A 25,202-nucleotide genomic window follows, 5' to 3' on the forward strand; every position below is an offset into this window, starting at 1 on the left:
TTATTTTTTCCCTTTAGTTGCTTTCTTCAAATCTTCCCCACCAGGAATTTTCATCTTATTAGTCAGAACGGACAGTTCGTCTAAATCGAAATTACCTTTCAAAGACATTAAAACCGTATCGTCATTTTTAGCACCTTCAATGAACATAAACAATTCTCTTATTTGAGAATCACTTGCTCCTGATTTTACTGAAATTTTAATACTTCTGCCATTCTCATTCACACGCATTAGTTCTTCTAATCCTGCTGTTTTTATGTACTTATCAGCTACAACTTTCATTTCGCCTTCTATTCTGGTACTTTTAGTGGTAAACACTTTCAAATCATCCAGTTTTTTTATCAAGCTCAAGTATTGTTGTGTTTCTTTATCAGAAGCATCCATTTTTACTTTGCTCATCAAATCAAACATTTTTTTATTGACAATGATTGATGTTACACCTTCCTGCCCATCAAATTTATCAAAAGCCGCTTGCGCAAAAAATGTACTTGAAACTAATGCAAATACTAATGTGAGTATAATCTTTTTACTCTTATTGAAATTATTGTTCATTTTGTTATTATTGATTGTTGATTTCATTTTTTTAAATTGTTATGGTTTAAAATTATTTTTTTTACTGTTTACTCAAGGTAATTAAGAACCACCGGACTGTTTTTTTGTATTAATGAATATTTTGTCCTTCGTGGTTTGATACTCTTGAATATACTGTACACTTTCTATGCCAACATTTACATTATTTGATAATAATGATAATGCTTTTTGAGTTGCTTTAAAAGCTTCTTCAGGATCGTCATATGTTCCTAAATCTTTACTTTTAGTTACAACATCAGCACTGTAATAAGCATAGGTTCCTATTCCCAGCAAAACAACAACCGAAGCCGCAATTGATATCCACGTAACATTACGTTTTTTATCCCGAGGCCTCGGGAGTAGCGGAATTTCTGGCGTAAACTGATGCCCTTTTGCAAGAGAGAAATACCCAAATATAGGTTTGTATTGTTCTAAATGCTGCGCAACATTCGATGAAGAAAAATAATTACGTAATTCATTTTCCTCTGCAATACTGGTTTCTCCCTGAAAGTATTTTTCTAATAAATCTTCTATTTTAACTAATTCCATAATTGTGTGTTTCTGTCATATAATCCCGTATCGTTTTCCTTGCTCTTGAAAGCGCCACCCGAATCGCGCTCTCATTCATGTCCAATATTTTTGCGATTTCTTCAAATTCGTATTGTTCAATATCCCGCATTTGAATAATCAATCTTTGCTGAACGGGTAATTTATCCATTATTTTTTCCACCCAGTTCAAACTGTCTTGGTCTTCCATTTTCTTCTCCAGACCCGGTTCTCTATCAACATAATTTGTATGAACGATTTTGAGATTCCCTGTTCTTTTCGATTTTAGCTGATCCAAACAATAATTTTTGGTCATTGTCATTGCAAATGCTTCAACACTGCTATACCCCGCTAAATTTCCATTTTTACTCCATAATTTCACCAAAACTTCCTGAGTAGCATCTTCGGCTTCCTCAGTACTCACGAGCAAGCGCTTAGCCAGCCTAAATACTTTATCTTTAAAAGGAGTGACGAGTAGCACAAACTCATTTTGGTTCATAAAAAATTAGGTTTTTAAACTGGTTATATAATCTAGACGACTCATTTTTATTTTTGTAACAAAAAACATAAAATAAAACTAAAGTTAGTATTTTTACGTTAATTATATTAAAACCTACATATGAGAACAAGTTTCAAATTTACGCTTTTATTACTTATGGCAGTTTTCACTTTCCAAAGCTGTCAAGACAATGATGATTTAGCTCCACCAGCCAGTTTAGACATACAAGATTTTATTTGGAAAGGGATGAACCAATATTACTTATGGCAAGCAGATGTTCCAAATCTAGACGATGATAAATTTGCAGACCAAGCTGCATTAAATATATTTCTAAAAGGATATACCGTTCCCGAGGATTTGTTTGATGCGCTTAGAGTTGACAAAACCATAGATCGTTTTAGTTGGATTGTGGATGACTATTTAGAACTCGAAGGAACGCTCCAAGGAACCACTAAAAATAATGGTGTTGATTTTGGTTTAAGCAGAAAACCAGGAAGTACTACTGAAATATTTGGTTACGTACGTTATATCATTGCAAATTCAGATGCATCGAACAAGAACATCAAACGTGGTGATTATTTTACTGCCGTAAATGGAACTCAGCTTACTTTGACTAACTATGAGTCGCTATTATTTGGTTCCAACGAAAATTACACATTAAATCTAGCTGATTATAACGGAACAACAATTGTTTCTAACGGAAAATCAGTTGAATTAACAAAAACTGTTTTATCTGAAAATCCAATTTTAATCAACAAAGTAATCACTTCAGGTTCACATAAAATAGGGTATTTGATGTACAATGGTTTTTATGCCAATTATGACACGCAATTGAATGAAGCGTTTGCTTCTCTAAAATCACAAGGAGTTACAGACTTGGTTTTGGATTTACGTTATAACGGAGGTGGTTCTGTGCAAACGGCTACACGATTAGCGAGTATGATTACCGGACAGTTCACAGGACAAGTATTTGCTAAACAACAATGGAATGCTAAAATTAACGCGTATTTCGAAACTAACAATCCCGCAGCTTTAATAAATAGCTTTACTGACAAAATTGGAACTACAGCAATAAACAGTTTAAACTTAACTAAAGTTTACATCTTGACTACTCAAAGCACAGCATCAGCAAGTGAGTTAGTAATTAACGGATTAGAACCTCATATCAATGTAATACAAATTGGCGATGTAACTGTGGGGAAAAATGTAGGGTCGGTTACACTATATGACTCCCCTACTTTTGGTTCCGAAAATAGAAACCCAAATCACAAGTACGCCATGCAGCCGATTGTATTGAAAATTGTGAATTCAACCGGTTTTGGAGATTATTTCAATGGATTACAACCTGATTATTTATTAAAAGAAACAATTAGCACTTATGGCGTTCTTGGAGATCCTTCTGAACCTTTATTGAGTACCGCAATAGGAAAAATAACAGGAACAACCAGAATGTTGAAACAAAATACTGGTATAAACTTTGAGTTTTTCAAAGATTCTAAATCAATCAAAGGAATCCAAAACCAAATGTACATTGAGAAAGCTCCAGAAGGACTTTTGAAAGCATTGGAATAAAATAAAAATAACACAATAAAATTGTTTTTTGTAAGTTATTATTGAATAACCTATTTAAATCAAAACCACATGAAAAAATCAATTCCGTTATTTTTAGCCTTTGCTACCATTGTATCTTTCGCATTTGTAAAACCAAATAGTAAAGCACCTAAACAAATTAATGTCGTTATTGATGCTGGACATGGTGGATCCGATTTTGGAGCTACTTCAAGCAGCAGCACTGAAAAACAAATTGTAGAACAAATCACTAACAAAATCAAATTTTTAAATAAAAACGAAAATGTTAGTGTTCATGTTACCAGAATTGGAGATGAATTTCTGTCTTTGAGTGATCGTTCAGTAATCATTAACAAAATCAAACCTGATTTAGTTTTATCATTGCATGTCAATAAAAGTTCAAATTTGGCAAAATCAGGAATGGAATTTTACATTGCAAATGAATCGATTGCAAATGAAAAATCAAATAAAATTGCGAATGAACTTCGTAATAAATTCATTCAAAAAACTAATTTAAAAGCATCTGAAATAAAGAAAGCTCCTTTTTTTATTTTAAAAAAATCGGAAGTACCGGCAGTGCTTGTTGAATTAGGTTACATGTCTAATCTAACTGATAGAGAATATCTGACTAATGATTTGGAACAAAATAAAATTGCAGCCACTATAATAGAATTCATCTCAGAATTGAAATAAAATAACTTTAAATAAAAAAGAGGCTTTCAGTGATGAAAGCCTCTTTTTTTTATTACAAATCAAAGAATCAAATTTTTCCCTACAAAAAACCCGTTCCAAATTAGGGAACGGGAATTAAGAGTAAAACTGAAATAATTTTTCTTTATTTTTTAGAACAAGAAATTCAAACCTAATTTAAAATTTCTACCTCTTGTACTGTATCCTCTACTTTCGACAAAGTCTTTATCCAAAATATTATCAACTGCACCAAAAATATTCAATCTGTTTTTGATCAATTCATAACGAACATTAGCATTTACTAATTGGTAATCTTTCAAAATTTCTGATTTCAATACAGGGTCATACGTTGGCGCTGGATAGATTGTATATTCTAAATATCTGTCAGACACAAATTGGTATGCCACATTAAAAGCAAGGCGAGACGTTGCTTGAACATCTATAGCAGCATTGACTTTATGTTTAGGATTCAAGATACGAGATTGTCTTTCTAATTCTGTAAAAGTATAATTGGCATTGAATTTTACTTTATCATTAAAAGCATACGAAACCATTGTTTCAAGTCCTTTGGCTTTGTTTTTCCCATTTACATTAAAGTATTTGTAAGTCATCAAATCAAATCCTATTGCATCTTCCTCTTCCCTTTGAAAAGCTACTGCATTTAAAACCACTTTTTTATTTGCTAAACTTACTTCAAAACCAACTTCGGCTGTAGCATCTTTCTCTGGAGATAAATCCAAATCACCATACGGAGAGTACAATTGGTACAAACTTGGCGTAACAAATGCAGTACTGTAAGAAGCCAATACTTTTAATGATTCTGAAAAGCTAAACGATGGATTTACGTTGTACACTAAATTATTTCCGTATTTGCTATGAATGTTATAACGTGCTCCTGCATTTAAGTTTAATCCAAAACCAGAATTATAAACTGCCGTTACATAAGGATCAATCATATTGAATTTAGCCATCTCAGTTGTAATCGCATCATACTGGCTCACGTTTGACATTTCGTGAAACTGAAATTGTGCTCCTGTTACTATAAATAATTGAGATGAAATTTCATATTTATTAAAGGCATCAACATTGACACTTCTTGACTTTGCCTGGAATAAAGATCCGTAGCTAAAAATATCGCGATTGATTACATTGGCACCAGAGTTAATTACAAATTCTCCTTTATTGTATTTGTATTTTGGAGAAAAACCAACTCTAAATTGCTCTGAAAGACTGAAATTAGTAATATCATCCGAAAATGAACCTGCATCAAAACCGCTTTTCATTCGGTCATAATTTGCAAAGAAATCCAAGGATAATTTTTTAGTTGGTGTAAAACCAATTTTCACTATAGAATTTAATCTTGAAAAAGCATCATTTTCAAATTTAGTATTTGAATTTAATGGTTTTGCTTCAGAAATCCCTGTAGTTTCAGTACTATTTAAAGAAGCAAAATAATTTACTTTTTCAAAACCACCGTTTACAGCAAAACCCTGATTGTAATCTTGCACACTATAATTTGCTTTTTTAGCAGCTGTTTGTGTACCAATATTCACATATGCATTTCCTGCAATCGCTTTTTTGCCTGCTTTTTTTAGTGTAATATTAATCACACCCGTCGCTGCTCCAGAACCGTATAAAGTACTCGAAGCGCCTTTCATAATCTCAATACTTTCAATTTGCTCCACTGGAAGCAATCTCAAATCATACGATAAGCTAATCCCGGAAGCATCTGTTACCGGAACGCCATCAATCAAAATTAAAACCTGATGATTTCTTCCTCCGCGAATGTAAAGTCCCAAATCTTTACCATTACGACTCTGATTTCCATTAATTTCAACACCTGCTACCGCACTTAAAATAGAAGCTACTGATTGCCCTGATTTTTTCTTCAAATCCTCAGCAGTAATTTTGACGATAACTTTTCCTGATTTTTCTTTTGGCAAAGCAAATTTCGAATCGGAAACAACAACCTCATCAAGTTGTTTTGGCTCTTGATCTTGTGCATACGTGTTCATTGCAAATAACAATGCAATCGCACTAAAGCGAATGAATTTTTTGTTCATTTTTAAAATGTAAAATTTAATAAATTGGGGAGAAAAGCATAGAATGACCCATACCCAAACCTTTTTTCCCGAAAGTTTGATACTCGATGTAATAGGCAGGTCTCCTGGCTTGCGTCTTGTTGTTTACCTTCCCATCTCGTCTTTAATGACGAGACAGTGGTTTTGTAGATAACAACAAGCTTGATAGCTTACAGTTGCGGGTACAGCTCAGGATTTAGGATTCTTGATTTAGAATTCTTGATTTAGGATTTAAACCCTGAAATCTGAAATCTAAAACTTGAAATCTTTCACCTGATTCCCTTTTAATGGGGTTTGAAAATAAACAAACCTCAACCTCAATACGGCGGCAAAGATAAAATTATATTAAGTTAATAACCTAAATAATTGCGGATTTTATAATTCAATTTTAATTACAGCTCCAAAATCTACTTTATTCTGAAAAGCGTCTTTTAGTGGCAAATCCGAAATTTTACATAAAAAACTACGTATCACTCCTGCATGTGCCACAATAATAACTGGTTTTGAATTGGTTTGCTGAAGTTCATTATGCATAAAATCAATTACTCGATTGTGTAAATCCGTAAATGATTCTCCATTCGGCACGCGAACATTTACAAAATCAGTCATCCAAGGCGTAAAGTCATCCGGTGGAATTACATCCCAATTTTTCATTTCCCAATCGCCAAAATTCATTTCCATCAAACGAGAATCTTCATTTACAGCATTAATTTCTGAATTGTCTTTGATGTAATTTGCCAAAAGAACACAGCGAAGTAAAGGACTGGAATACAGATTTGCATCTTGAGGCAATTGACTCAAAACAGACTGAAAAACAGCATCATAAGGTTCCTTGATTTCTACATCTGATTGTCCGTAGCAGATTCCTTTTGGACAAACAGTTTCGGTATGGCGCACTAAATAAACTTCCATAATGCTATCACTGATATATAAAAAACCACTTCACAAACCTGTTGGGTTGCGCCCAAACAATCTCCGGTATACCCGTCAATCCATTTCTGAAAATAACGTGCTAAAAAGAATCGGGTCAGAAAAACAGGGATTAAAACCAACAGTATTTGCCACTGAAAATAGGACAAAATAACTAATGGAAGCAATCCAAAAAAGAAAGCTCCCACTACTTCTCTCCAAGAATAACTTTGTGCGATAGGTTTGCTTTTACTGGAAGCGTCCTCACGAGAATATTCATGAGTAAAAACAATCGAGATCGCCGCTAATCGACTGATAGAATGCGCGGAAAAAAAAAGCAACAGAATTATAAATTGTGGATTATAAATTATAAATTTAGGATTATCTGAGATATCAATTAATTGAGTCAATCCTTGAAATTTAAGGAATAACAACAGCATCACACCTATTGCTCCATACGCACCAATAGCACTGTCTTTCATAATTATCAGTATTTTTTCTTTGGTCCAACCGCCTCCAAAACCATCGCAAACATCAGCAAAACCATCTTCATGAAAAGCTCCGGTAACTAAAACGGAAGCAATCATAGAGAAGATTACAGCAATTTCAGGTGCTACTAAAAAATTAAAAACAGAGTATACACCAAACGCCACACTACCTACAATCCAACCAATTAATGGAAAATAACGAGACGCTTTATTTAAATAATCCGGATTGTGATCGATGGTTGCAGGACATGGAATCCTTGTATAAAACATTAATGCTGTAAAAAATATATGTAGTTCTTTTTTCATTTTTAGAATTATTTTTTGATTTTATTTCTCACGTAGAGAGGCAATGCAGTGCGTCTCTACTGACCGCTAACCCCAGCAGATTCAAAACTAGCCATGTCATTCAAGAATGCTATAGCCGACTCAATTATAGGAAAAGCAATCGCACAACCCGTGCCTTCACCCAACCTTAAATCTAGTTGCAATAGGGAACGAACTCCTAGATAATCTAATATTTTTTGGTGTCCTTGCTCCGCAGATGAATGGCAAAAAATAGCATTTTTAATAATGGACGGATTCTTTTTAAAGGCAATTAAAAAAGCAACACTACAGATAAAGCCGTCAACAAGAATCAACATATTGTCTTGTTTTGCCTGAAGCATCCCTCCTACCATTTGCATGATTTCAAATCCCCCAAAATAAGCTAACTTACTTTCTAAATCATCTGAACCATCGTAATTAGCAATACATTTTTTAAGAATACTAATTTTTTTAATCAACTGTTCATCATTTACTCCTGTGCCTTTTCCCACGCAATCCTGAATTGGTAATTCTAAAATAATGCTCATCAAAACCGAAGCTGTAGCAGTGTTACCAATACCCATTTCGCCAAAACCAATGCAATTACTGCCCGTTTTTGCAATAGAGGCAACAATTTCACTTCCTTTTATAAAACACAATTTAACTTCTGTTTTACTCATTGCGGCTCCATGTAAAAAAGAGTGTGTTCCCTTCCCTATTTTAGCCGAAATCAAATCAGTATTCATAGGGAAATCATAATTTACCCCAGCATCCACTATCGCCAATTGAATCTTATTTTGTTTACAAAACACATTGATTGCTGCTCCACCTATCAAAAAATCAGTCACCATCTGTCTGGTTACATCTTGTGGATAGGCACTTACTCCATGATTTGCAATTCCGTGATCAGCTGCAAAAACAACCATATTGGGTTTTATAATTTTAGGTTCTAAAGTTTGAAACACCATCCCAATTTGTTTGGCGAGCACTTCTAAAATCCCTAATGAACCTGTTGGTTTAGTTTTTTGGTCGATTTTATGTTGTAACGCATTTGCAAAAGCAGCAGAATCTATCTCCTTTTTAGCATCAAAAAATACTTTCTCCACCTTACTTTCATTCAAAACAGTGATTTCCTCAACTAATGGAATTTCTTGTTTTTGTTTCCAATTCAGTTGTTGCAACATGGGTTGATTATCATAATTGGTAGCCGGTTTTCCCACACAAAAATACCCCAATGGCTCCATCTTTTCAGGTAAACCCAATAATTGCTTGAACTGATAATAATTCAATATGGAAACCCAACCCATAGAATAGCCTTGCTCCGTTAATGATAACCAAATATTTTGCGCTGCACAAACGGAACTAAACTTTACCGCTTCATTACTCCCAACAGTTCCAATTGTGAAATTATTTAAAACCGAACGATCATAGCAAATCACTAATCCTAATGGTGCTTCTTCTATTGCTTCTAGCTTAAGAGCTTTGTAGGCTAGTTTTTGTTGTTCGTTATCTGTTAGCGAAATTGCTTTTTCATCATAATCTAAAAATAAATCTTTAATGGCTTTCTTCATTTCAGCCGACCTGATCAGATAGTATTTTGTAGCATCAGTCAAACCCACAGAAGGCGCCCAATGCCCCGCTTGCAGTGCTTTTTCAATAACAGCATCAGGCACTTGATCCTCCGTAAAATGACGGGTGTCGCGGCGGGATTTTAAAATTTCATCTAAATAAGTCATGTTTTTTTATTTAAAAGTTCAATGGCAAATTCAATGACAATTGCCATTGTTATTTTGTTATTGAAAAGTTATTCTTCCCAAACGATGAAACAATAGTTCTCATAGGTAATTTTAGTAAATTCAGGCAGTTCAATCGCTCCCGAAAATAACGGACAATTAATTACCAAAGTATGAAATTCGCCATTTTCACCACAAGGATCTATTCCTTTTTCTTGTAATTCTTGTGCTAATTCTTTGGTCAAAATTTTCCCCAGATACTGTTCTCCCATTATTGTATTGCAAGAAACAATCATCGTTACAATGCCGTTTTCAAGCATTTGGTTTACCAAAACAATTCGGTCTTGTTGCCACAAAGGCAAAATTGCTTTTAGCGATGCGGCGGCACATACTTTATCTTCCCAATCTTTGTGCGGTTGCAAATCAATATCACCAAAAACGGCTGCTTCCAAATCATATTTGGCTTTTAGCATTTTCAAAACGGCAATAAATTTGGCTTCATAATCACCCCAAGTTGCCGGAATTCCTTCCAGAGGCAATCCCATTTTTTGAGCTTGTTGATTCAATATAGATAATGGCAATCCGTGAGAACGGGACACTTTGCCGTTTTCATTCATCATATTGAGTAACACTTTTGGAATAAATCCTTGCTGAGTTGATTGCATCATTGCATAACAACTGTCTTTTCCCCCACTCCAAGAAGTTACAAAATTCATATGTAGTTATTTATTGATTTTTAATTGAATATATAATACGCTATGAGGTAATATTTTCTTTGAATTCAATATTGTAAAATCATAGCTATTTCATTTTTTTTCTTTTATCGTTACTGGAATTCCAGAAACCATCAACACAACAGTATCGGCTTTTTTGGCAATATATTGATTCATCCATCCCTGTAGCTCGGTAAATTTTCTACCAATGTGAGTATCGGCATGAACGCCCATTCCTATTTCATTGGTTACAATAATAATAGTTGTATTTTCTTGATTGGCAATAGCGTCAAATTCAGCTTTAGCTTGTTCTAAACACAAGGAAACATCGTTTTTAGTATCTACAAAAAAGTTCGTTAACCAAAGTGTAACGCAATCGACAATCGCTACTTTCCCTGAAAAATTAATTTCACTCAAGTATTTTTCTTTTTCGATATTAATCCATCGTTCGTCCCGATCTTTTTGATGGCGATCGATTCTCTTTTGGAAATCATCATCCCATTTTCGGGCTGTAGCCACATACATTGGTTTATCCGACAATCCTTTTGCTAAATTTTCGGCATAACTACTTTTACCGGAGCGTTCACCGCCAGTTATTAAATATATCATTTTTATATTTTTTTAAATCCATACGGACAATGTCGACATCCATTGCCACAACAATGTCCTCTTTTAAGATGAAACCAAGCCTTGAAAACATAATTCCCATTTTCTAAATAATAGTCTATTCCTTCTATGAGATGAGTTGTTTTAGGTAAATCTTTAGCTTTATTATTTGTTGCAGTTTCAGGAGACAGTGTTGCAACATATTCGTCAATTTTAGCGGAGCATGCCGTTGTAAAGCAACTGGAACAGAGACAATCTACCACTTCTGTCGTTGTAAAAATGGGCGGAAAATTGTTGCACCAACATTTACTTCCTTCTGGTGTGTCCCCGCAATTAAAAGGAGTTCCGCAAGCAGAACAGTTTTTGACTTTAATGCTATTCATTTTGTAAAGATAGTATTTGTTCAATTTTTTACTGCTAAAAATAAACAAGAAATTTTATAAATTTGGTATACCTTTGTTGCTATCGAAAAATTAAATCATGAAGTTCTCCATTAGATTAATCCTTTTTATTTTGTCTTTTTTAACTTTAGTTGGATGCAAAAAAAGCGAAAACCTTAACGTAAAAGAAAGTTCCAATACTGAAAATGCAATCGAATATGCCTCGGGACTTTCTATTAATAAGTATGAAGGATATTCAGTAGTGTCGGTTTCTAATCCTTGGCCTGAAGCCAATAAAAACTTCACATATATATTAAAAGAAAAAAACGGCAGCATTCCAGATAGCCTACAAAAATACACCATAATTTCAGTTCCTTTAAAATCAATTGTCGTTACCTCAACGACTATTATCCCTTTTTTAGAAATGTTGGGAGTTGAAAAATCACTGGTTGGTTTTCCTCACACCGATTACATTTCTTCTGAAAAAACCAGGAAACTAATTGATGCCGGCACTGTTAAAAACACAGGACAAAACGAAAAATTAAATATGGAGCAACTCATTGAGTTGGAGCCTAACTTAATCGTAACCTTTGGCATTGACAACAACAATCCGATGATTGATAATTTACAAAAAAGCGGTCTTAATGTACTCATACAAGCGGACTGGATGGAACAAACTCCACTTGGCAAAGCAGAATGGATTAAGCTTTACGGCGCTTTATTTGGAAAAGAAAAAGAGGCCAAAACACTTTTTGATGGTATTGTTAAAAATTATAATGACGCTATAGAATTAGTTGCCAACAAAAAACCAACAGCGACCGTTTTATACGGAGCTATGTATCAAGACCAATGGTATGTAGCAAGAGGAAATAGCTGGGTAGCGCAGTTTATGAAAGATGCCAAAGCGAATTATTTGTGGTCAAATGTTGCAGGAACAGGAAGTCTTAGCATGCCTTTTGAAAAAATATTAGAGAAAGCAAAAACAGCAAAATATTGGATTGCAACAGGTTCATTCAAAAACAGTGCTGAATTCGAAAACAGTAATCCACATTACAGTCAGTTTGACGCTTCAAAATCTAAAAATGTGTATACTTTTGAAAGTAAATTAGGGGCTACAGGAGGAACCATTTATTATGAATTAGCAGCAAGCCGACCGGATTTAGTATTGAAAGATTATATTAAAATCTTCCATCCTGAACTGCTTCAAAATTATACTTTTACTTTTGCACAAAAACTAAACTAAATTGGCGAATCAAAAACGAAATACGATTCTATTTTTCTTGCTTACTTTGGGGCTTGTTCTATTGTTTTTTGTAAACATTAGTTTTGGTTCTATCACGATTCCTTTTAAAGATATTTATACAAGTTTAACGGGTGGTCAAGCGAGTAAATCTACTTGGGAATATATCATCATCAATTACCGTTTACCCAAAGCTATTACAGCAATTCTTGTTGGAATGGGATTATCCATAAGTGGTTTGCTGATGCAAACTTTATTTCGAAATCCATTAGCAGGACCTTATGTTTTAGGACTGAGTTCCGGTGCCAGTTTAGGTGTCGCTTTTGTATTATTAGGAGCGGGCTTACTTCCCCCATTTTTAAGTACACTTTTATTATCTTCTTATGGAGTGGTCTTAGCCTCAACTATAGGAAGTTCTCTTGTATTACTTGCCGTTTTAATGGTTTCCCAAAAGCTACGTGATACCATGGCAATCCTAATTGTTGGGTTAATGTTTGGAAGTTTTACTAGCGCCATAGTAGGCGTTCTTACCTATTTTAGTTCGGCTGAACAATTACAAAAATTCACCTTTTGGTCCATGGGCAATTTAGGCAACTTATCGTGGTCATCCATATTAATTCTAACCGTTTGTGTCGGGATTGGTTTGTTATTAAGTCTGTTTAGCATCAAACCGCTAAACGCCTTATTATTGGGTGAAAATTACGCTCGCAGTTTAGGTTTGAATTTCAAGAAAACACGATTAATTATCATTTTTGCAACAAGCATTTTAGCAGGAAGTATTACGGCGTATGCAGGTCCAATTGCCTTTATAGGACTAGCGGTTCCTCATATAGCGAAATTAGTATTTCAAACCAGTAATCATTCGGTTTTGTATTGGAGTACGTTACTTTTAGGACCTTCGATTATGCTTATTTGTGATGTACTTTCAGAATTACCCGGATTAGAAATCACTTTGCCAATCAATGCTGTGACTTCGATAATTGGCGCTCCGGTCGTAATTTGGTTATTGGTTAGAAAACGAAAAATGATTGCCTAATGGAAAACAAAATTATCTTACAAGCGTCTCAAATCAGCATCGGTTATTCCCATAAAAAAGAGAAAATCGTAGTGGCTTCGGATATTTCTATTTCCTTAAAAAAAGGAAAACTGATTGCTTTAATTGGTGCCAATGGCATTGGAAAATCAACACTTTTAAAAACAATAACAGGAATCCAGAAACCGCTTTCAGGTGCCGTTTTCTTGAATGAAAAGAAAATCACTGATTACGAACCTTTGGATTTAGCCCAAAACCTAAGTATTGTTTTAACCGAAAAATTACCTCCAAGCAATTTAACCGTTTTTGAACTCATTGCTTTAGGAAGACAGCCTTATACCAACTGGATGGGAACTTTATCTGACATTGATATTGTTAAAGTGAATGAAGCTATGGTGCTGACTCAAATCAGTCATTTAGCCACAAAAAAACACTATGAAATTAGTGACGGACAATTACAAAAAGTATTGATTGCACGAGCTTTGGCACAGGATACTCCATTAATAATTTTGGATGAACCTACGACCCATTTGGATTTATTGCATAAAGTAGCCTTATTCAAACTTTTGAAAAAGCTTACTCATGAAACCGGAAAATGCATTTTATTTTCTACTCATGATATTGATATGGCGATACAATTGAGTGACGAAATGATTATTATGACTCCAGAAACAGTGCTTCAAGACGAGCCTTGTAATTTTATTTCAAAAGGAAGTTTCAATACCTTGTTTAAAGACGAGCATATTGTTTTTGACGCTGAAAAAGGAAAATTCATGATTGTTTAGTTTCAACATTTTATTCAGTCCAAAATCGTACTAACCATTCCCTTTCAATAAATTTATACTCACTGTTGCAAGATTTGAGTCCGGAAATCTCCTGAAAAAATTAGTATCCGGATACAATCCCGCTTCAGCAGCGATTTTGTGTAAAACGGGAATTTCAACGATGTATTGATCTGAAAAACCATGCGTAGCATCATAAGCTGTAGCAGCGGTTTTACCTAAATTAGCAGCAGTCAAACTTGGAGCAATGGTATGCAATTCAATCATTAACAATCCAAATTTCCGAACATAAGGCGACCATTTATTCAAATGTTCCAATAGATTATCTTCAACTAAGCTATTACTGATACGCTCTCCCCTATGCACAAATGCTCCTGTAGAATGACTTACTCTGTCTTTGGTAATCTGTTTTGGTATTTCCCAAATTCGGTTATGATCCAAGAAGGTTCTTACATTCAGTAAATCTTTCAAATCAATGTTATAATTTTCCAATAAGTCATCGGCAAGAACATCAGGCCTTCCAATATCTCCCCAAATTACTTTGGCCCAAATATCGGCTTTAATTAAATTGGCTCGGGTTACTTTCAACGCTGCTTGATTATAATCAGCACCAACAAGGAATAAAGGATAATCATCCAGCATTTTTCCGCGAAGGGTTTGTCTCTCGATTACAGTATAAATATGTTCTATAAATGCACCATTGCCACAACCCATATCAAGAATTCCTTTCGGTTGATCTTCTATTGGTAAATTGAATAATTTGATAATAATTTCATCTACTATTTTAAAATAAGTATCATGCGCGCCTCCGCTACCCCAAACATTCATTTCTCGGTCAACATGAATTTCCTCTCCTCCTTCTGCTATATCTCGCAATACATTTGGATCACCAAAAAGCAAATCATCCATTTTACTGAAGGTAGGTAAATAGGAAACCGTCACTCCGAAAGCCGTGGCTCTTTTGGCAAAAAACAAACCAGTTTCGGTAAATTGATAATTGCCTTTTTTTTGCGTAAACCAACCCAAATGAACAAAGAAATCCAGTATGATTTTAAAATTTTCGGGGGATTTATGAAATTCCTCGGGACGGAAGGAAATCTCCATAAAATATTTATGAAACATACCACTCATGCCCAAGCGAACTAATGTTGGCCCAACTAAACATCCTTCAATATGCATCAAAATTTGACGCTGAATAGTATTTGTCAACGGATCATTCGAAAAAGAAATGCCGTAATTGCTTTTGTATTTTTCGAAAATAACGCGTAACCTTTCAAAAGGAGCCTCTTCAAATAATCTCGGGTGAAATTGCATCGAAAAATGCAGTAAATCTATCACATCTTCGTATAAATGAAACATCGAAAAAGCGATTTTACTTTTGTCATTGATGCTAAATTTAATTGCATTTGTGGCGTTGTTGATATGATAATCCAGAAATCCCTGTGAACATAAATTTCGCAAACCCACATTCAGATAGCCTTCGTTAGCTTTAAAATGTTCCGTGAGTTCTGTAAGTGTGACTTCTTTTTTGTTAAGAATATAGGACAGCACTCCTTTTTCATGCAAAACATACGCTACAGGTGCGGTAACCAAACCATCCAAATGTTTAAAAATGGTGCTTCTAAGAGTAATTTTATCAATCATAAAAAGTACGTTTTAAAGGAGAAAAAACACAATTCAATCCAGAATGATCTACTCAAATATATGAATTTTCAACCAAAAAAACCACCTTGCTTTTTACAATTATAAATTCGTAATTTACAATTTACCAGCTATTTGCCTTTTTGCTTCGCCAATGACAAACGCCACAGAATTTGCAATATTAAAACTTCTAATAAGCGGTGACATAGGAATTGTCAGATGATTGGAAAATTCGTTTAAAACAGCTTCACTCAAACCTTTACTTTCTTTCCCAAAAACTAACCAGTCACCATCCTGAAAATCATTCTCTAGATAGGAATTTTTGGCATGGGAACTCATCAGGAAAACTCGGGATAAATCAGGAATTTGTGCTTTCCATTCCGCTACATTTTGATATTCAGTAACATCAAGATGAACCCAATAATCCAAACCGGAACGTTTCAGGTTTTTATCATTAATGACAAATCCAAAAGGATGGATTAAGTGCAAACGGCTTTCGGTACCTACGCACAATCGGCCAATATTTCCGGTATTATTTGGGATTTCAGGTTCTACTAAAACGATGTTTAACATTTCTTATTGGTTAATTGGTTAATCGGTTATTTGTTTATTCGGTTATTTGAAAATCTTCAACTTCTAAAACTTCTCCAGCCTGTAAATTATTGAGATGCACGTTTCCTATTCGAACACGAACCAAGCGTAACGTAGGAAAACCAACAGCGGCAGTCATTTTTCGGACTTGGCGAAACTTCCCTTCATTCACGGTTATCGAAGCCCAAGAAGTAGGACCGTGACGTTCATCACGTATCTTTTTTCCTCTTGCTCCAAAAGCAGGAATTTCATGTATTAAAGAAGCTTTGCAGGGCTTTGTAATATACTTGGTTCCATTAAAACCAATTTCTACTCCTTTCTGTAATTCATCAATCGCTTCCTGATGGATAATCCCATCGACTTGGACATAATATTCCTTGTCTACTTTTTTGCTTCGAATGATTTCGCTCATCATTCCATCCGTAGTCAATAACAACAATCCCTCTGAATCTTCGTCAAGACGACCTATTGCCATTGTTCCTTTGGGGAAATCGTGCAATTCGCCCAGCAGTTTCTTTTTTCTTTTTAATTCGTAAATAAACTGGCTCAAATAGCCGTAAGGCTTATGAATGATGAAATGAGAATGAGACATTTTAGTGTATTAGTTGTGCATACAAAGATAGTTTTGTTTTCGCAGGATTTAAAATAGTGTCGCCATACATTTATTGGTGTAAACCAAAAGCTATGTTAAATGATTGAATTTTTTAATTTAAAAGATGTAATATTATAGAAGCTAGCAGTATTAGCTTTAAATTAAAGATTATGGAAAGCAACGATTTAGGTTCAAAAAAAACAAATAATAAACAAAATATAAACGAAGGATTTAGCGGTCAGAATCTAGCCCAAAATACAAATCCTGATGTATCACATTTAAAATCAGAAGTAGAAACTGATGCACATGGAAATCAAAAAATTGTTCAAAGAGCACGTAATATTGATGGAACTCTAGAACAAAATGAGGATAGCACTCCCATAAATTTAAGTTCTGATACCGCAAATGTTTCTGAAGAACAAGCAAAAAAAATGGTAGAAAATAAAGATCATAACTCGGATATCATTCCTAACCGTTATCCTAATGAGCATCCTGACAATAAGGAAGACAGAGGAAATATTAAACTGGATGAATAAGAATTCCATCTATTTAAAAGGCCAATATGAAAACCATTTTGTATTGGCCTTTTTTATTTTCAGTAATAAATTATTACTCCCTAACTACCTTATTTCAAATGGAAAAATTTCTAAAGGAAAAATACTTTAATTCTAAAAAAGGAAGGCATTAAAAATATTATTTCTTCAAGTTTTAAAACTTTAAAAACTTCCGTTACTATTTTGCTTTCCGAAAGGAAACCAAAAAACTTTTGTTTATTTTTACAACCTTACAAAAAAAATTCTATGTCAAATATGCTTCCGTTTTTATTGATTTTCATCGTTGCTCTCGCTATTGGTATTTTCATTGGCAAACTCATTTTCTCTGCTCGATTCCAAGCGGAAAAAATTAGTTTAGAAGAAAAACTAATTGCATTTTCTTCCCAATTTAATCAACTAAAAGAGCAGATTATTGTTGACAAAACAACTTTTGAAAAACAATTAGAAAACGTCAATGTTGAAAAAGAAAACATTCGAAGTGAAAAAGACAGTTTAGCCATTCAGCTTTCTAAGAAAGAAGTTGATTTTGAGAATCTTTGGGAACGTAACAAAGAACAAAAGGAAGAAGTCGAGAAACTGCAAGAAAAATTTACTAAAGAATTTGAAAATCTCGCCAATAAAATATTAGAAGAAAAATCCAATAAATTTACGGAACAGAACAAGGAGAACATGAAAAATATCTTGACGCCTTTACAGGATAAAATTCATTTGTTCGAAAAGAAAGTCGAAGACACCCACAAAGAAAGTATTGATTATCATGCAGCTTTACGCCAACAAATTCTAGGATTGCGAGAAATGAATATCCAGATGAGCAAGGAAACCTTAAACCTGACGAAAGCTTTGAAAGGCGACAGCAAGATGCAGGGAAATTGGGGCGAATTAGTTTTAGAACGCGTTCTTGAAAAATCAGGATTAGAAAAAGGCCGTGAATACGAAGTGCAACAAGCGTTCACTACTGAAGATGGAAATCGCGTTTTCCCTGACGTTGTCATTAATCTGCCTGATGGCAAAAAGATGATTGTCGATTCTAAAGTTTCTTTGACCGCTTATGAAAAATACATCAATGAGGAAGATGACGATATAAAAATTGGATTTTTAAAAGAACACGTTAATTCCATCAAACGTCACGTAGAACAATTAGGCAATAAAAACTACCAAGATTTATATCAAATAGAAAGTCCTGATTTTGTATTGCTGTTTATTCCTATTGAGCCTGCTTTTGCCATGGCGCTAAATGAGGATACTAGTTTGTACAACAAAGCATTCGAGAAAAACATTGTTATTGTTACGCCTGCGACTTTATTAGCGACTTTGCGAACGATTGACAGCATGTGGACCAACCAAAAGCAACAGGAAAACGCGCTTGAAATTGCACGACAAGCCGGTGCTTTGTATGATAAGTTTGAAGGTTTTGTGGGTGATTTAATCAAAATTGGAAAGAAGATAGACGAAAGCAAAACAGAGTATAGCGGTGCAATGAACAAACTCGTAGAGGGAAAAGGAAACCTTATTGTGAGTGTAGAAAAATTGAAAAAAATGGGAGCCAAAGCCAAGAAAGCACTTCCGGAAAGCATATTAAATCGAGCAGAAAAAGACGAAAATCAACTTTTAAACTAAACAAAAAATGAGAAAATTTTTAATGGTAATTACCGTAATACTTGTAGTATCTGTGGCAGGTTATTTTGCTTTTTTATACAGTGCCACATATAGCGAAGGGATGCGTTCAGGCGAATTAATAAAAGTAAGTCGCAAAGGAGTTGCATTCAAAACATGGGAAGGTGAAATAAGTCAAGGAATATCTGGAGCGCAAATTTTCTCTTTTTCGGTGATGGACAGTGAGGAAAAAGTAATTGCTGATTTACAAGAATACGAAGGACAATATGTACAGGTTAATTATGTAGAACGTTACAGAACATTTCCTTGGTGGGGTGATACGCGCTATTTTATAACAGAAGTCAAAAAAGTAAATTCTCCTTTTAAAATAAAATAAATGAACCGTACTTTTAAAACCGTTGCATCCTCAAATATTAGAATTTCAGAGTTGATGTTGCCGTCACACACTAATTTTAGCGGTAAGATTCATGGTGGTTATATTTTATCCCTTTTAGATCAAATTGCGTTTGCCTGTGCCTCAAAATTTTCAGGGAATTATTGTGTAACCGCATCAGTAGATACGGTAAATTTCCTTAAACCAATCGAAGTGGGCGAACTGGTAACAATGAAAGCCTGCGTGAATTACGTAGGTAATAGTTCCATGATTATAGGCATTCGTGTAGAAGCCGAGAACATTCAAACGGGAAAAATCAAACATTGTAATTCTTCTTATTTTACGATGGTCGCTAAAGACAAAGAAGGCAACAGCATGCTTGTTCCCGGATTAATTTTATCAAGTATGAATGAAGTCCGTCGCTTTTGTAATTGCATCAAACAAATAGCCTTAAAAAAGGAAAAAGACCTACACGAAGAAAAATTTGATTACACCTCTGAAGAATCATTAGAAAGCTTAAAAAAATACAACATAAAGTTAGAAATATAATCAAGCTAATCGATAACTAACCCTTTTTTAAAAAATACTTTTCCACGAATATTGCATTCAGAATTACACTTTAGTTTCTGATTAAAAAATCGAAAAAAATTAACTGATTCAGTTCTTTTTTCAACCGTTCGATACTTTTATTTCTCCCGTAAATTTCGTAACTTTAAGTAATTTAATTCATAACCCACTATGAAAAAAATTACTCTAATACTACTACTCATTATTGCAATTAAATCTATTGCTCAAGATAAAATGGTGACCAATGAAGCAATCATACATTTTGAGGCTTCAATTCCTTTATTTGAAGAAGTAAAAGCAAGTAATGAAAAAACAACCTGTATTTTGATAACTCAAACAGGACAGATTGCTTGTTGGATGAACATCAAAGATTTTAAATTTCAAAGGAGCTTGATGGAAGAACATTTTAATGACAACTATATGGAAAGCAACCGCTTTCCAAGAGCCGTTTTTAAAGGCAGAATTGAAAAATTTGATTTAAAAAACCTAAATTCAGTCGCTAAAGAATATCAAATCAACGGAAAAATTACCATTCATGGCAGAACTAAAAAAATAGGCATCAGCGGCTCGTTAAAAAAAGTGGATAAACGAATTGAACTTAACTCTGAATTTCCTTTAAACACGGATGATTTTATGATTGAAATTCCTTTTATAGTTCGTAGCAAAATATCTAAAACCATAAACACGCAACTGATTTGTGTCTTACAATAAATCTATTTTGTTAAACAATCCTTTAATGCCCCTTCAAGATTTTTAAATTTAAATTGAAAACCAGTCTCTTCAATTTTATCAGAAGATACTCTTCTACCAGTCAAAACAATTACGGCCATTTCGCCCATAACAAATTTTAACACAAAACCAGGAACATTGGGCAACCAAATAGAATATCCAAAAATACGAGCCAACGTTTTAGAAAAAATCATATTGGTCGTATTATCACTAATGGCAGCGTTATAAGGTCCTTCCATATTGGGATTTGAAACCGCTTGCAGATAAATGTTGCACAAATCATCTACATGAATCCATGGCATGTATTGCTTTCCGGAACCCAATGCAGAACCCAATCGAAACTTAAATAACGGAATAAGTTTTTTCAAAAAACCATCATTTTTCCCTAAGACTAATCCAGTTCGGATTTTTACAGTGCGAATGTTTAAGTTTTCAATAAAATCCAAAGCATCTTCCCATTTCTGACACGTATAACCTAGGAAATCATTTGCATAAGGTGTGTTTTCTGAACAAATCTCTTCGCCATTTACAGCACCATAAATCCCTATAGCCGAAGCCGAAATAAAAGCGTCTAGTTTTTTATTGTGCTTTTTTAAAACAGAATACAATAATTGAGTTGATTTCTCCCGACTATCGATAATCGCAGCTTTGCGTTTTGCTGTCCATCTTTTCTCTGCAATGTTTTCACCAGCTAAGTGAATTATATAATCTGCATTCAAAACTGCATTTTCGTCTATAGTCTGATTTGCAACATCCCATTTGTAATAAAAAACATCTCCTTTATTTTGTTTTTCACTTCTACTCAGGATAGATACTGAATACCCTTTCGCAATCAATAAACCTGTCAAATGGCTACCGATAAATCCCGAACCTCCGCTTATTAAAACATTTTTTTTCATGATAGTGTAAAGCTAATGATTTATAATGATATAAAATTATATTAAATTTTGTTTAACTTTATTAATATATAGTTAAACATTTCATACCTTTATACTTTAATTTGAAATACACTAAAAATGGCTACTAAAAAAACAATATTAACAAAGGACAAAATCGTTTCATTGTACATGAATTATGTACTCGATCATAGTGAAAAACCTAAATCAGTATATCATTTTGCAAAAATGAATGATTTTACAGAAGCGGAATTCTATTCCTTTTTTGGAACAATAGAAAGTATCGAGAAAGAAATATTTAAAATTTTCCTAGAAAAAACGTTAGAATTACTTAACAAAAATAAGGAATACGAGATGTATGATATGAAAAGTAAAATGTTAAGTTTCTATTTTACTTTTTTTGAAATTCTAACCGCTAACAGAAGTTATGTTGTACTCGTTTTAAAAGAACACAACAATCAGTTAAAAAAACTGATGCAACTTTCTGAACTTAGAATCAGCTTTAAAAATTATCTCTTGGAAATAATATCAGACGAGTTTAGAACGCAACAAGAAAAAATTCAAAAATTTCAAGAAAAAGCATTCCAAGAAACATCATGGATTCAACTTTTATTGACTTTAAAATTCTGGCTGGATGACTCCTCTCCTGCTTTTGAAAAAACAGACATCTATATTGAGAAGTCTGTAAAAGCCTCTATTGAATTAATGAATATTGCACCTCTGGATAGCTTAATAGACTTTGGGAAATTTATTTTCAAAGAAAAAATATACAACAAATAATGAAAACGATAGACTATATTCCTACATCAAAAATTGAAAGGGCTACAAAACTGGTACAAACCGGTGCAAAAGTTGGCGTCAATTATTTAAAGTATTACGGTGAAAAAATGGTTAATTCTGATTTGACACGTGATAAACTCAATGAAGACAATGCCGAAGATATTTATGACGGACTCAAAAGCATGAAAGGAAGCGCGCTGAAAGTAGCGCAAATGCTAAGCATGGACAAAAGCTTTTTACCACAGGCTTATGTAGAAAAATTTTCGCTTTCACAATTTTCAGTTCCACCACTTTCAGCACCATTAGTATTGAAAACGTTCAAGACAAATTTTGGAAAAACACCGTATGAAATTTTTGATGAATTCAATGCTAATTCCGTTAACGCCGCAAGTATCGGGCAAGTTCACGCTGCTGTAAAAGACGGTAAAAAACTGGCAGTAAAAATTCAATATCCTGGCGTAGCCAATAGTATTTCGTCAGATTTAGCTTTGGTTAAACCTATTGCTATCAGAATGTTTAACCTTCAAGGAAAAGATTCGGATAAGTATTTCAAGGAAGTGGAAGACAAATTAATTGAGGAAACCAATTATTTATTGGAACTAAAACAAAGCCAAGAAGTTGTTGAAGCCTGTAAAAAAATTGAAAATCTGGTTTTCCCAAATTACTATTCTAAATATTCTTCGGAGAAAATTATCACGATGGATTGGATGACAGGAATTCACCTTTCTGAATTTACCAATAAAAATGACAATCAAGAAATCGCGGACAAAATAGGTCAGGCTTTATGGGATTTCTATATGTACCAAATTCATATTCTGAAAAAAGTACATGCGGATCCGCATCCGGGAAATTTCTTGGTAAACGATAAAAACCAGTTGGTGGCATTGGATTTTGGTTGTATGAAACAAATACCAAATGATTTTTACACCCCTTATTTTGAATTGATTGACAAAAAAGTCATTAATGATACCAAAATATTCAACGATAAATTATTTGAACTAGAAATTCTTCGTAAAGATGATTCAAAAGAGGAGATAGCTTATTTCACCGAAATGTTCCATGATTTACTGTCATTGTTTACCAAACCGTTTCAAGCAGAAACGTTCGACTTCTCTGATGAATCTTTTTTTGAAAGCATCGCACAATTAGGCGAACGATTCTCAAAAGATACTAATCTAAGAAAAATGAATGGCAACAGAGGTTCTAAACATTTCATTTATATGAACAGAACCTTCTTCGGATTATACAATTTAATGTTTGATTTGAAAGCGACAATTGTGGTCAATGAATATCAAAAATACAACTAGTGAAAAAGGAAAACCTGCCTTCAAAAATGTGTTTGGTTTGCAACAGACCTTTTAGTTGGCGGAAAAAATGGGAAAAAGTTTGGGACGAAGTCAAATATTGTAGCGAAAAATGCAAAAGAAACAAAAAGGGTTAGTTTGGTTTAGAAATGATTTGAGCGTGCATGATAACGAATCGTTGACAAATGCTATTGATGAAAATGAAACCGTAATTGCGGTGTATTTTTTTGATCCAAGGCAATTTGAGGAAACAAGATTTGGCTTTAAAAGAACAGAGAAATTCCGAACCAAATTCCTAATTGAAACGGTAACAGCACTGAAAGAAAATCTGAAAAAACTGAATATTCAGCTTTTGGTTTATTACCAGAAACCCGAAGATTCTATTCCGGAAATTGTTGCTCAAAACGAAATCAATTTTGTTTACTTCCAAGAAGAATGGACAAGTGAGGAAATGGAAGTTTTAGAAAACATAAAATTAAAAGTTCCGGATTCAGTAGCGTTCAAAAGCAGTTACAATCAGTTCTTATTTCATCCTGAAACTATTCCGTTTGACTTCTCATCGATTCCAAATGTTTTTACACAATTCAGAAATCAGTGTGAAAAATCAACAATGGTCCGACCTGAATTCACAGTTCAACCGATGCACGAAGACAATTGGATTACAAACAAAACTGTAATTCCCAGCATGGAAACATTAGGTTTTACTGATTTTGAAATGGATTCCAGAACGGCTTTTCCTTTTCTTGGTGGTGAAGATGAAGCAATGAAACGATTGCGAAATTATTTTTGGGAAACTAAAAAATTAAGTGTTTATAAATTGACTCGCAATGGATTAATCGGCACTGATTTTAGTTCGAAATTTTCTCCTTGGTTGGCAAACGGTTCTATTTCGGCGAAGACTATTTATTGGGAAATTGTTAAATACGAACAACAAATTGTGAAAAATGAATCAACGTATTGGTTGCTTTTCGAACTGATTTGGAGAGATTATTTTAAATATGTTTCGATGAAAAACGGGAATTCGATTTTTAAAATTGGAGGAATTTTAAACAAAAAATACGATTGGAAAACCAATCCATCAGACATAAATAATTGGATTAACGGTAATACACAAGAGCCATTTGTAAATGCCAATATGATTGAATTGCAACAAACAGGCTGGATGAGCAATCGTGGTAGACAAAATGTAGCGTCATTTTTTGCAAAGAATCTTCTGTTAGACTGGCGCATAGGAGCTGCCTACTTTGAAGCGATGCTAATTGATTACGATGTACACAGCAATTACGGGAATTGGATGTATGTTTCTGGTGTTGGTAATGATCCCAGAGATCGAAAATTTAATATTAAGTTACAAGCCGAGAATTACGACGGACAATCAAAATTTCAGAAATTATGGTTGCAACAACAATTATTTTAAAAAGG

28 protein-coding genes and 1 riboswitch are annotated in these 25,202 nt (G+C 33.9%); of the genes, 14 read left to right on the forward strand and 14 right to left on the reverse strand.

Features of this window, described 5'->3' with window-relative positions:
- From ACNQF8_RS06845 to ACNQF8_RS06855, 3 genes are read right to left on the reverse strand one after another with little or no spacing between them, the layout of a single operon-like run.
- Entirely contained in the window at positions 1 to 576 is a 576-nt protein-coding gene (locus ACNQF8_RS06845; protein WP_315211645.1) for a DUF4252 domain-containing protein, read from the reverse strand.
- Positions 577 to 630: 54 nt separating this feature from the next.
- The gene (locus ACNQF8_RS06850) at positions 631 to 1,116 is read right to left on the reverse strand and encodes a hypothetical protein (RefSeq protein WP_417952609.1); all 486 of its coding nucleotides are present in this window, start codon (positions 1,114 to 1,116) and stop codon (positions 631 to 633) included.
- Positions 1,103 to 1,612: an RNA polymerase sigma factor gene (locus ACNQF8_RS06855; protein ID WP_282729914.1), complete on the reverse strand. Its 510-nt coding sequence runs from the start codon at positions 1,610 to 1,612 to the stop codon at positions 1,103 to 1,105. Before ACNQF8_RS06855 ends, ACNQF8_RS06850 begins: the two co-directional genes overlap by 14 nt.
- Positions 1,613 to 1,732: 120 nt before the next feature.
- On the opposite strand from ACNQF8_RS06855, the gene ACNQF8_RS06860 reads away from it, so the two are divergent.
- Together ACNQF8_RS06860 and ACNQF8_RS06865 are read left to right on the forward strand one after the other, a co-directional pair.
- Complete coding sequence (locus ACNQF8_RS06860) at positions 1,733 to 3,184, forward strand: S41 family peptidase (RefSeq protein WP_417952610.1); 1,452 nt, start codon at positions 1,733 to 1,735, stop codon at positions 3,182 to 3,184.
- A gap of 69 nt (positions 3,185 to 3,253) precedes the next feature.
- Positions 3,254 to 3,874, forward strand: a complete 621-nt coding sequence (locus tag ACNQF8_RS06865) for an N-acetylmuramoyl-L-alanine amidase (RefSeq protein ID WP_417952611.1) — start codon at positions 3,254 to 3,256, stop codon at positions 3,872 to 3,874.
- 149 nt (positions 3,875 to 4,023) lie between these two features.
- Here the strand turns inward: ACNQF8_RS06865 and ACNQF8_RS06870 are convergent, their stop codons facing one another.
- The 7 genes from ACNQF8_RS06870 to ACNQF8_RS06900 all read right to left on the reverse strand — a co-directional run bounded on the left by ACNQF8_RS06870 (position 4,024) and on the right by ACNQF8_RS06900 (position 11,087).
- A complete protein-coding gene (locus tag ACNQF8_RS06870; RefSeq protein WP_417953123.1) occupies positions 4,024 to 5,934 on the reverse strand; it encodes a TonB-dependent receptor plug domain-containing protein in 1,911 nt (636 codons plus the stop codon).
- 77 nt (positions 5,935 to 6,011) lie between these two features.
- A riboswitch (cobalamin riboswitch) is annotated at positions 6,012 to 6,288 on the reverse strand.
- Positions 6,289 to 6,327: 39 nt separating this feature from the next.
- A complete protein-coding gene (cobC, locus tag ACNQF8_RS06875) occupies positions 6,328 to 6,864 on the reverse strand; it encodes an alpha-ribazole phosphatase (protein WP_417952613.1) in 537 nt (178 codons plus the stop codon).
- Positions 6,849 to 7,655, reverse strand: a complete 807-nt coding sequence (locus tag ACNQF8_RS06880) for an adenosylcobinamide-GDP ribazoletransferase (RefSeq protein WP_417952614.1) — start codon at positions 7,653 to 7,655, stop codon at positions 6,849 to 6,851. The genes cobC and ACNQF8_RS06880 overlap by 16 nt, the downstream gene beginning before the upstream one ends.
- 56 nt (positions 7,656 to 7,711) lie before the next feature.
- The gene (cobT, locus tag ACNQF8_RS06885) at positions 7,712 to 9,388 is read right to left on the reverse strand and encodes a nicotinate-nucleotide--dimethylbenzimidazole phosphoribosyltransferase (protein WP_417953124.1); all 1,677 of its coding nucleotides are present in this window, start codon (positions 9,386 to 9,388) and stop codon (positions 7,712 to 7,714) included.
- Between the two features lie 68 nt (positions 9,389 to 9,456).
- A complete protein-coding gene (locus tag ACNQF8_RS06890) occupies positions 9,457 to 10,101 on the reverse strand; it encodes a Dph6-related ATP pyrophosphatase (protein ID WP_417953125.1) in 645 nt (214 codons plus the stop codon).
- Between the two features lie 90 nt (positions 10,102 to 10,191).
- Complete coding sequence (gene cobU / locus ACNQF8_RS06895) at positions 10,192 to 10,707, reverse strand: bifunctional adenosylcobinamide kinase/adenosylcobinamide-phosphate guanylyltransferase (RefSeq protein ID WP_417952617.1); 516 nt, start codon at positions 10,705 to 10,707, stop codon at positions 10,192 to 10,194.
- 2 nt (positions 10,708 to 10,709) lie between these two features.
- Positions 10,710 to 11,087: a DUF5522 domain-containing protein gene (locus ACNQF8_RS06900; RefSeq protein WP_417952618.1), complete on the reverse strand. Its 378-nt coding sequence runs from the start codon at positions 11,085 to 11,087 to the stop codon at positions 10,710 to 10,712.
- Positions 11,088 to 11,184: 97 nt separating this feature from the next.
- Between ACNQF8_RS06900 and ACNQF8_RS06905 the strand changes: the two genes are divergently transcribed.
- The 3 genes from ACNQF8_RS06905 to ACNQF8_RS06915 are packed head-to-tail and all read left to right on the forward strand — an operon-like array spanning position 11,185 to position 14,142.
- Positions 11,185 to 12,327, forward strand: a complete 1,143-nt coding sequence (locus tag ACNQF8_RS06905) for an ABC transporter substrate-binding protein (RefSeq protein WP_417953126.1) — start codon at positions 11,185 to 11,187, stop codon at positions 12,325 to 12,327.
- 1 nt (position 12,328) lies between these two features.
- On the forward strand, positions 12,329 to 13,360 hold the full coding sequence (locus tag ACNQF8_RS06910) for an iron chelate uptake ABC transporter family permease subunit (RefSeq protein ID WP_417952620.1): 1,032 nt from the start codon (positions 12,329 to 12,331) through the stop codon (positions 13,358 to 13,360).
- Positions 13,360 to 14,142 (forward strand): ABC transporter ATP-binding protein, encoded by a 783-nt coding sequence (locus ACNQF8_RS06915; RefSeq protein ID WP_315211624.1) that lies wholly within the window; start codon positions 13,360 to 13,362, stop codon positions 14,140 to 14,142. The genes ACNQF8_RS06910 and ACNQF8_RS06915 overlap by 1 nt, the downstream gene beginning before the upstream one ends.
- A 30-nt stretch (positions 14,143 to 14,172) precedes the next feature.
- Here the strand turns inward: ACNQF8_RS06915 and ACNQF8_RS06920 are convergent, their stop codons facing one another.
- From ACNQF8_RS06920 to ACNQF8_RS06930, 3 genes are all read right to left on the reverse strand, one after another.
- Complete coding sequence (locus ACNQF8_RS06920) at positions 14,173 to 15,783, reverse strand: class I SAM-dependent methyltransferase (RefSeq protein WP_417953127.1); 1,611 nt, start codon at positions 15,781 to 15,783, stop codon at positions 14,173 to 14,175.
- A gap of 114 nt (positions 15,784 to 15,897) precedes the next feature.
- Positions 15,898 to 16,353 (reverse strand): tRNA (cytidine(34)-2'-O)-methyltransferase, encoded by a 456-nt coding sequence (locus ACNQF8_RS06925; protein WP_417952623.1) that lies wholly within the window; start codon positions 16,351 to 16,353, stop codon positions 15,898 to 15,900.
- Between the two features lie 34 nt (positions 16,354 to 16,387).
- On the reverse strand, positions 16,388 to 16,963 hold the full coding sequence (locus tag ACNQF8_RS06930; protein WP_417952624.1) for a pseudouridine synthase: 576 nt from the start codon (positions 16,961 to 16,963) through the stop codon (positions 16,388 to 16,390).
- Positions 16,964 to 17,133: 170 nt separating this feature from the next.
- On the opposite strand from ACNQF8_RS06930, the gene ACNQF8_RS06935 reads away from it, so the two are divergent.
- From ACNQF8_RS06935 to ACNQF8_RS06955, 5 genes are all read left to right on the forward strand, one after another.
- On the forward strand, positions 17,134 to 17,499 hold the full coding sequence (locus tag ACNQF8_RS06935) for a hypothetical protein (RefSeq protein WP_417952625.1): 366 nt from the start codon (positions 17,134 to 17,136) through the stop codon (positions 17,497 to 17,499).
- A gap of 264 nt (positions 17,500 to 17,763) precedes the next feature.
- Entirely contained in the window at positions 17,764 to 19,134 is a 1,371-nt protein-coding gene (locus tag ACNQF8_RS06940) for a DNA recombination protein RmuC (RefSeq protein ID WP_417952626.1), read from the forward strand.
- Positions 19,135 to 19,141: 7 nt separating this feature from the next.
- Positions 19,142 to 19,507, forward strand: a complete 366-nt coding sequence (locus ACNQF8_RS06945; RefSeq protein WP_315211611.1) for a 6-phosphogluconate dehydrogenase — start codon at positions 19,142 to 19,144, stop codon at positions 19,505 to 19,507.
- Positions 19,508 to 20,053: an acyl-CoA thioesterase gene (locus ACNQF8_RS06950; RefSeq protein ID WP_315211610.1), complete on the forward strand. Its 546-nt coding sequence runs from the start codon at positions 19,508 to 19,510 to the stop codon at positions 20,051 to 20,053. It abuts the gene before it with no gap.
- 189 nt (positions 20,054 to 20,242) lie between these two features.
- A complete protein-coding gene (locus ACNQF8_RS06955) occupies positions 20,243 to 20,782 on the forward strand; it encodes a YceI family protein (RefSeq protein ID WP_417952627.1) in 540 nt (179 codons plus the stop codon).
- Between the two features lie 2 nt (positions 20,783 to 20,784).
- Here the strand turns inward: ACNQF8_RS06955 and ACNQF8_RS06960 are convergent, their stop codons facing one another.
- Positions 20,785 to 21,699, reverse strand: coding sequence for a TIGR01777 family oxidoreductase (locus tag ACNQF8_RS06960; RefSeq protein ID WP_417952628.1), 915 nt, complete (start codon positions 21,697 to 21,699; stop codon positions 20,785 to 20,787).
- A gap of 117 nt (positions 21,700 to 21,816) precedes the next feature.
- On the opposite strand from ACNQF8_RS06960, the gene ACNQF8_RS06965 reads away from it, so the two are divergent.
- From ACNQF8_RS06965 to ACNQF8_RS06980, 4 genes are read left to right on the forward strand one after another with little or no spacing between them, the layout of a single operon-like run.
- Positions 21,817 to 22,476, forward strand: coding sequence for a TetR family transcriptional regulator C-terminal domain-containing protein (locus ACNQF8_RS06965; RefSeq protein ID WP_315211606.1), 660 nt, complete (start codon positions 21,817 to 21,819; stop codon positions 22,474 to 22,476).
- The gene (locus ACNQF8_RS06970) at positions 22,476 to 23,783 is read left to right on the forward strand and encodes an ABC1 kinase family protein (RefSeq protein ID WP_315211604.1); all 1,308 of its coding nucleotides are present in this window, start codon (positions 22,476 to 22,478) and stop codon (positions 23,781 to 23,783) included. The genes ACNQF8_RS06965 and ACNQF8_RS06970 overlap by 1 nt, the downstream gene beginning before the upstream one ends.
- Positions 23,783 to 23,917, forward strand: coding sequence for a DUF2256 domain-containing protein (locus ACNQF8_RS06975; protein ID WP_082014130.1), 135 nt, complete (start codon positions 23,783 to 23,785; stop codon positions 23,915 to 23,917). The genes ACNQF8_RS06970 and ACNQF8_RS06975 overlap by 1 nt, the downstream gene beginning before the upstream one ends.
- On the forward strand, positions 23,893 to 25,197 hold the full coding sequence (locus ACNQF8_RS06980) for a DASH family cryptochrome (protein ID WP_417953128.1): 1,305 nt from the start codon (positions 23,893 to 23,895) through the stop codon (positions 25,195 to 25,197). Before ACNQF8_RS06975 ends, ACNQF8_RS06980 begins: the two co-directional genes overlap by 25 nt.
- Positions 25,198 to 25,202: the final 5 nt, after the last annotated feature.

The organism is Flavobacterium labens (assembly GCF_048286755.1).
In the GTDB taxonomy this organism is placed as follows: domain Bacteria; phylum Bacteroidota; class Bacteroidia; order Flavobacteriales; family Flavobacteriaceae; genus Flavobacterium.

Coding starts and splice junctions, on each gene's coding strand:
- ACNQF8_RS06845 (WP_315211645.1), bottom strand. CDS start 576: ATGAAATCAACAATCAATAATAACAAAATGAACAATAATTTCAATAAG.
- ACNQF8_RS06850 (WP_417952609.1), bottom strand. CDS start 1,116: ATGGAATTAGTTAAAATAGAAGATTTATTAGAAAAATACTTTCAGGGA.
- ACNQF8_RS06855 (WP_282729914.1), bottom strand. CDS start 1,612: ATGAACCAAAATGAGTTTGTGCTACTCGTCACTCCTTTTAAAGATAAA.
- ACNQF8_RS06860 (WP_417952610.1), top strand. CDS start 1,733: ATGAGAACAAGTTTCAAATTTACGCTTTTATTACTTATGGCAGTTTTC.
- ACNQF8_RS06865 (WP_417952611.1), top strand. CDS start 3,254: ATGAAAAAATCAATTCCGTTATTTTTAGCCTTTGCTACCATTGTATCT.
- ACNQF8_RS06870 (WP_417953123.1), bottom strand. CDS start 5,934: ATGAACAAAAAATTCATTCGCTTTAGTGCGATTGCATTGTTATTTGCA.
- cobC (WP_417952613.1), bottom strand. CDS start 6,864: ATGGAAGTTTATTTAGTGCGCCATACCGAAACTGTTTGTCCAAAAGGA.
- ACNQF8_RS06880 (WP_417952614.1), bottom strand. CDS start 7,655: ATGAAAAAAGAACTACATATATTTTTTACAGCATTAATGTTTTATACA.
- cobT (WP_417953124.1), bottom strand. CDS start 9,388: ATGACTTATTTAGATGAAATTTTAAAATCCCGCCGCGACACCCGTCAT.
- ACNQF8_RS06890 (WP_417953125.1), bottom strand. CDS start 10,101: ATGAATTTTGTAACTTCTTGGAGTGGGGGAAAAGACAGTTGTTATGCA.
- cobU (WP_417952617.1), bottom strand. CDS start 10,707: ATGATATATTTAATAACTGGCGGTGAACGCTCCGGTAAAAGTAGTTAT.
- ACNQF8_RS06900 (WP_417952618.1), bottom strand. CDS start 11,087: ATGAATAGCATTAAAGTCAAAAACTGTTCTGCTTGCGGAACTCCTTTT.
- ACNQF8_RS06905 (WP_417953126.1), top strand. CDS start 11,185: ATGAAGTTCTCCATTAGATTAATCCTTTTTATTTTGTCTTTTTTAACT.
- ACNQF8_RS06915 (WP_315211624.1), top strand. CDS start 13,360: ATGGAAAACAAAATTATCTTACAAGCGTCTCAAATCAGCATCGGTTAT.
- ACNQF8_RS06920 (WP_417953127.1), bottom strand. CDS start 15,783: ATGATTGATAAAATTACTCTTAGAAGCACCATTTTTAAACATTTGGAT.
- ACNQF8_RS06925 (WP_417952623.1), bottom strand. CDS start 16,353: ATGTTAAACATCGTTTTAGTAGAACCTGAAATCCCAAATAATACCGGA.
- ACNQF8_RS06930 (WP_417952624.1), bottom strand. CDS start 16,963: ATGTCTCATTCTCATTTCATCATTCATAAGCCTTACGGCTATTTGAGC.
- ACNQF8_RS06935 (WP_417952625.1), top strand. CDS start 17,134: ATGGAAAGCAACGATTTAGGTTCAAAAAAAACAAATAATAAACAAAAT.
- ACNQF8_RS06940 (WP_417952626.1), top strand. CDS start 17,764: ATGTCAAATATGCTTCCGTTTTTATTGATTTTCATCGTTGCTCTCGCT.
- ACNQF8_RS06945 (WP_315211611.1), top strand. CDS start 19,142: ATGAGAAAATTTTTAATGGTAATTACCGTAATACTTGTAGTATCTGTG.
- ACNQF8_RS06950 (WP_315211610.1), top strand. CDS start 19,508: ATGAACCGTACTTTTAAAACCGTTGCATCCTCAAATATTAGAATTTCA.
- ACNQF8_RS06955 (WP_417952627.1), top strand. CDS start 20,243: ATGAAAAAAATTACTCTAATACTACTACTCATTATTGCAATTAAATCT.
- ACNQF8_RS06960 (WP_417952628.1), bottom strand. CDS start 21,699: ATGAAAAAAAATGTTTTAATAAGCGGAGGTTCGGGATTTATCGGTAGC.
- ACNQF8_RS06965 (WP_315211606.1), top strand. CDS start 21,817: ATGGCTACTAAAAAAACAATATTAACAAAGGACAAAATCGTTTCATTG.
- ACNQF8_RS06970 (WP_315211604.1), top strand. CDS start 22,476: ATGAAAACGATAGACTATATTCCTACATCAAAAATTGAAAGGGCTACA.
- ACNQF8_RS06980 (WP_417953128.1), top strand. CDS start 23,893: ATGCAAAAGAAACAAAAAGGGTTAGTTTGGTTTAGAAATGATTTGAGC.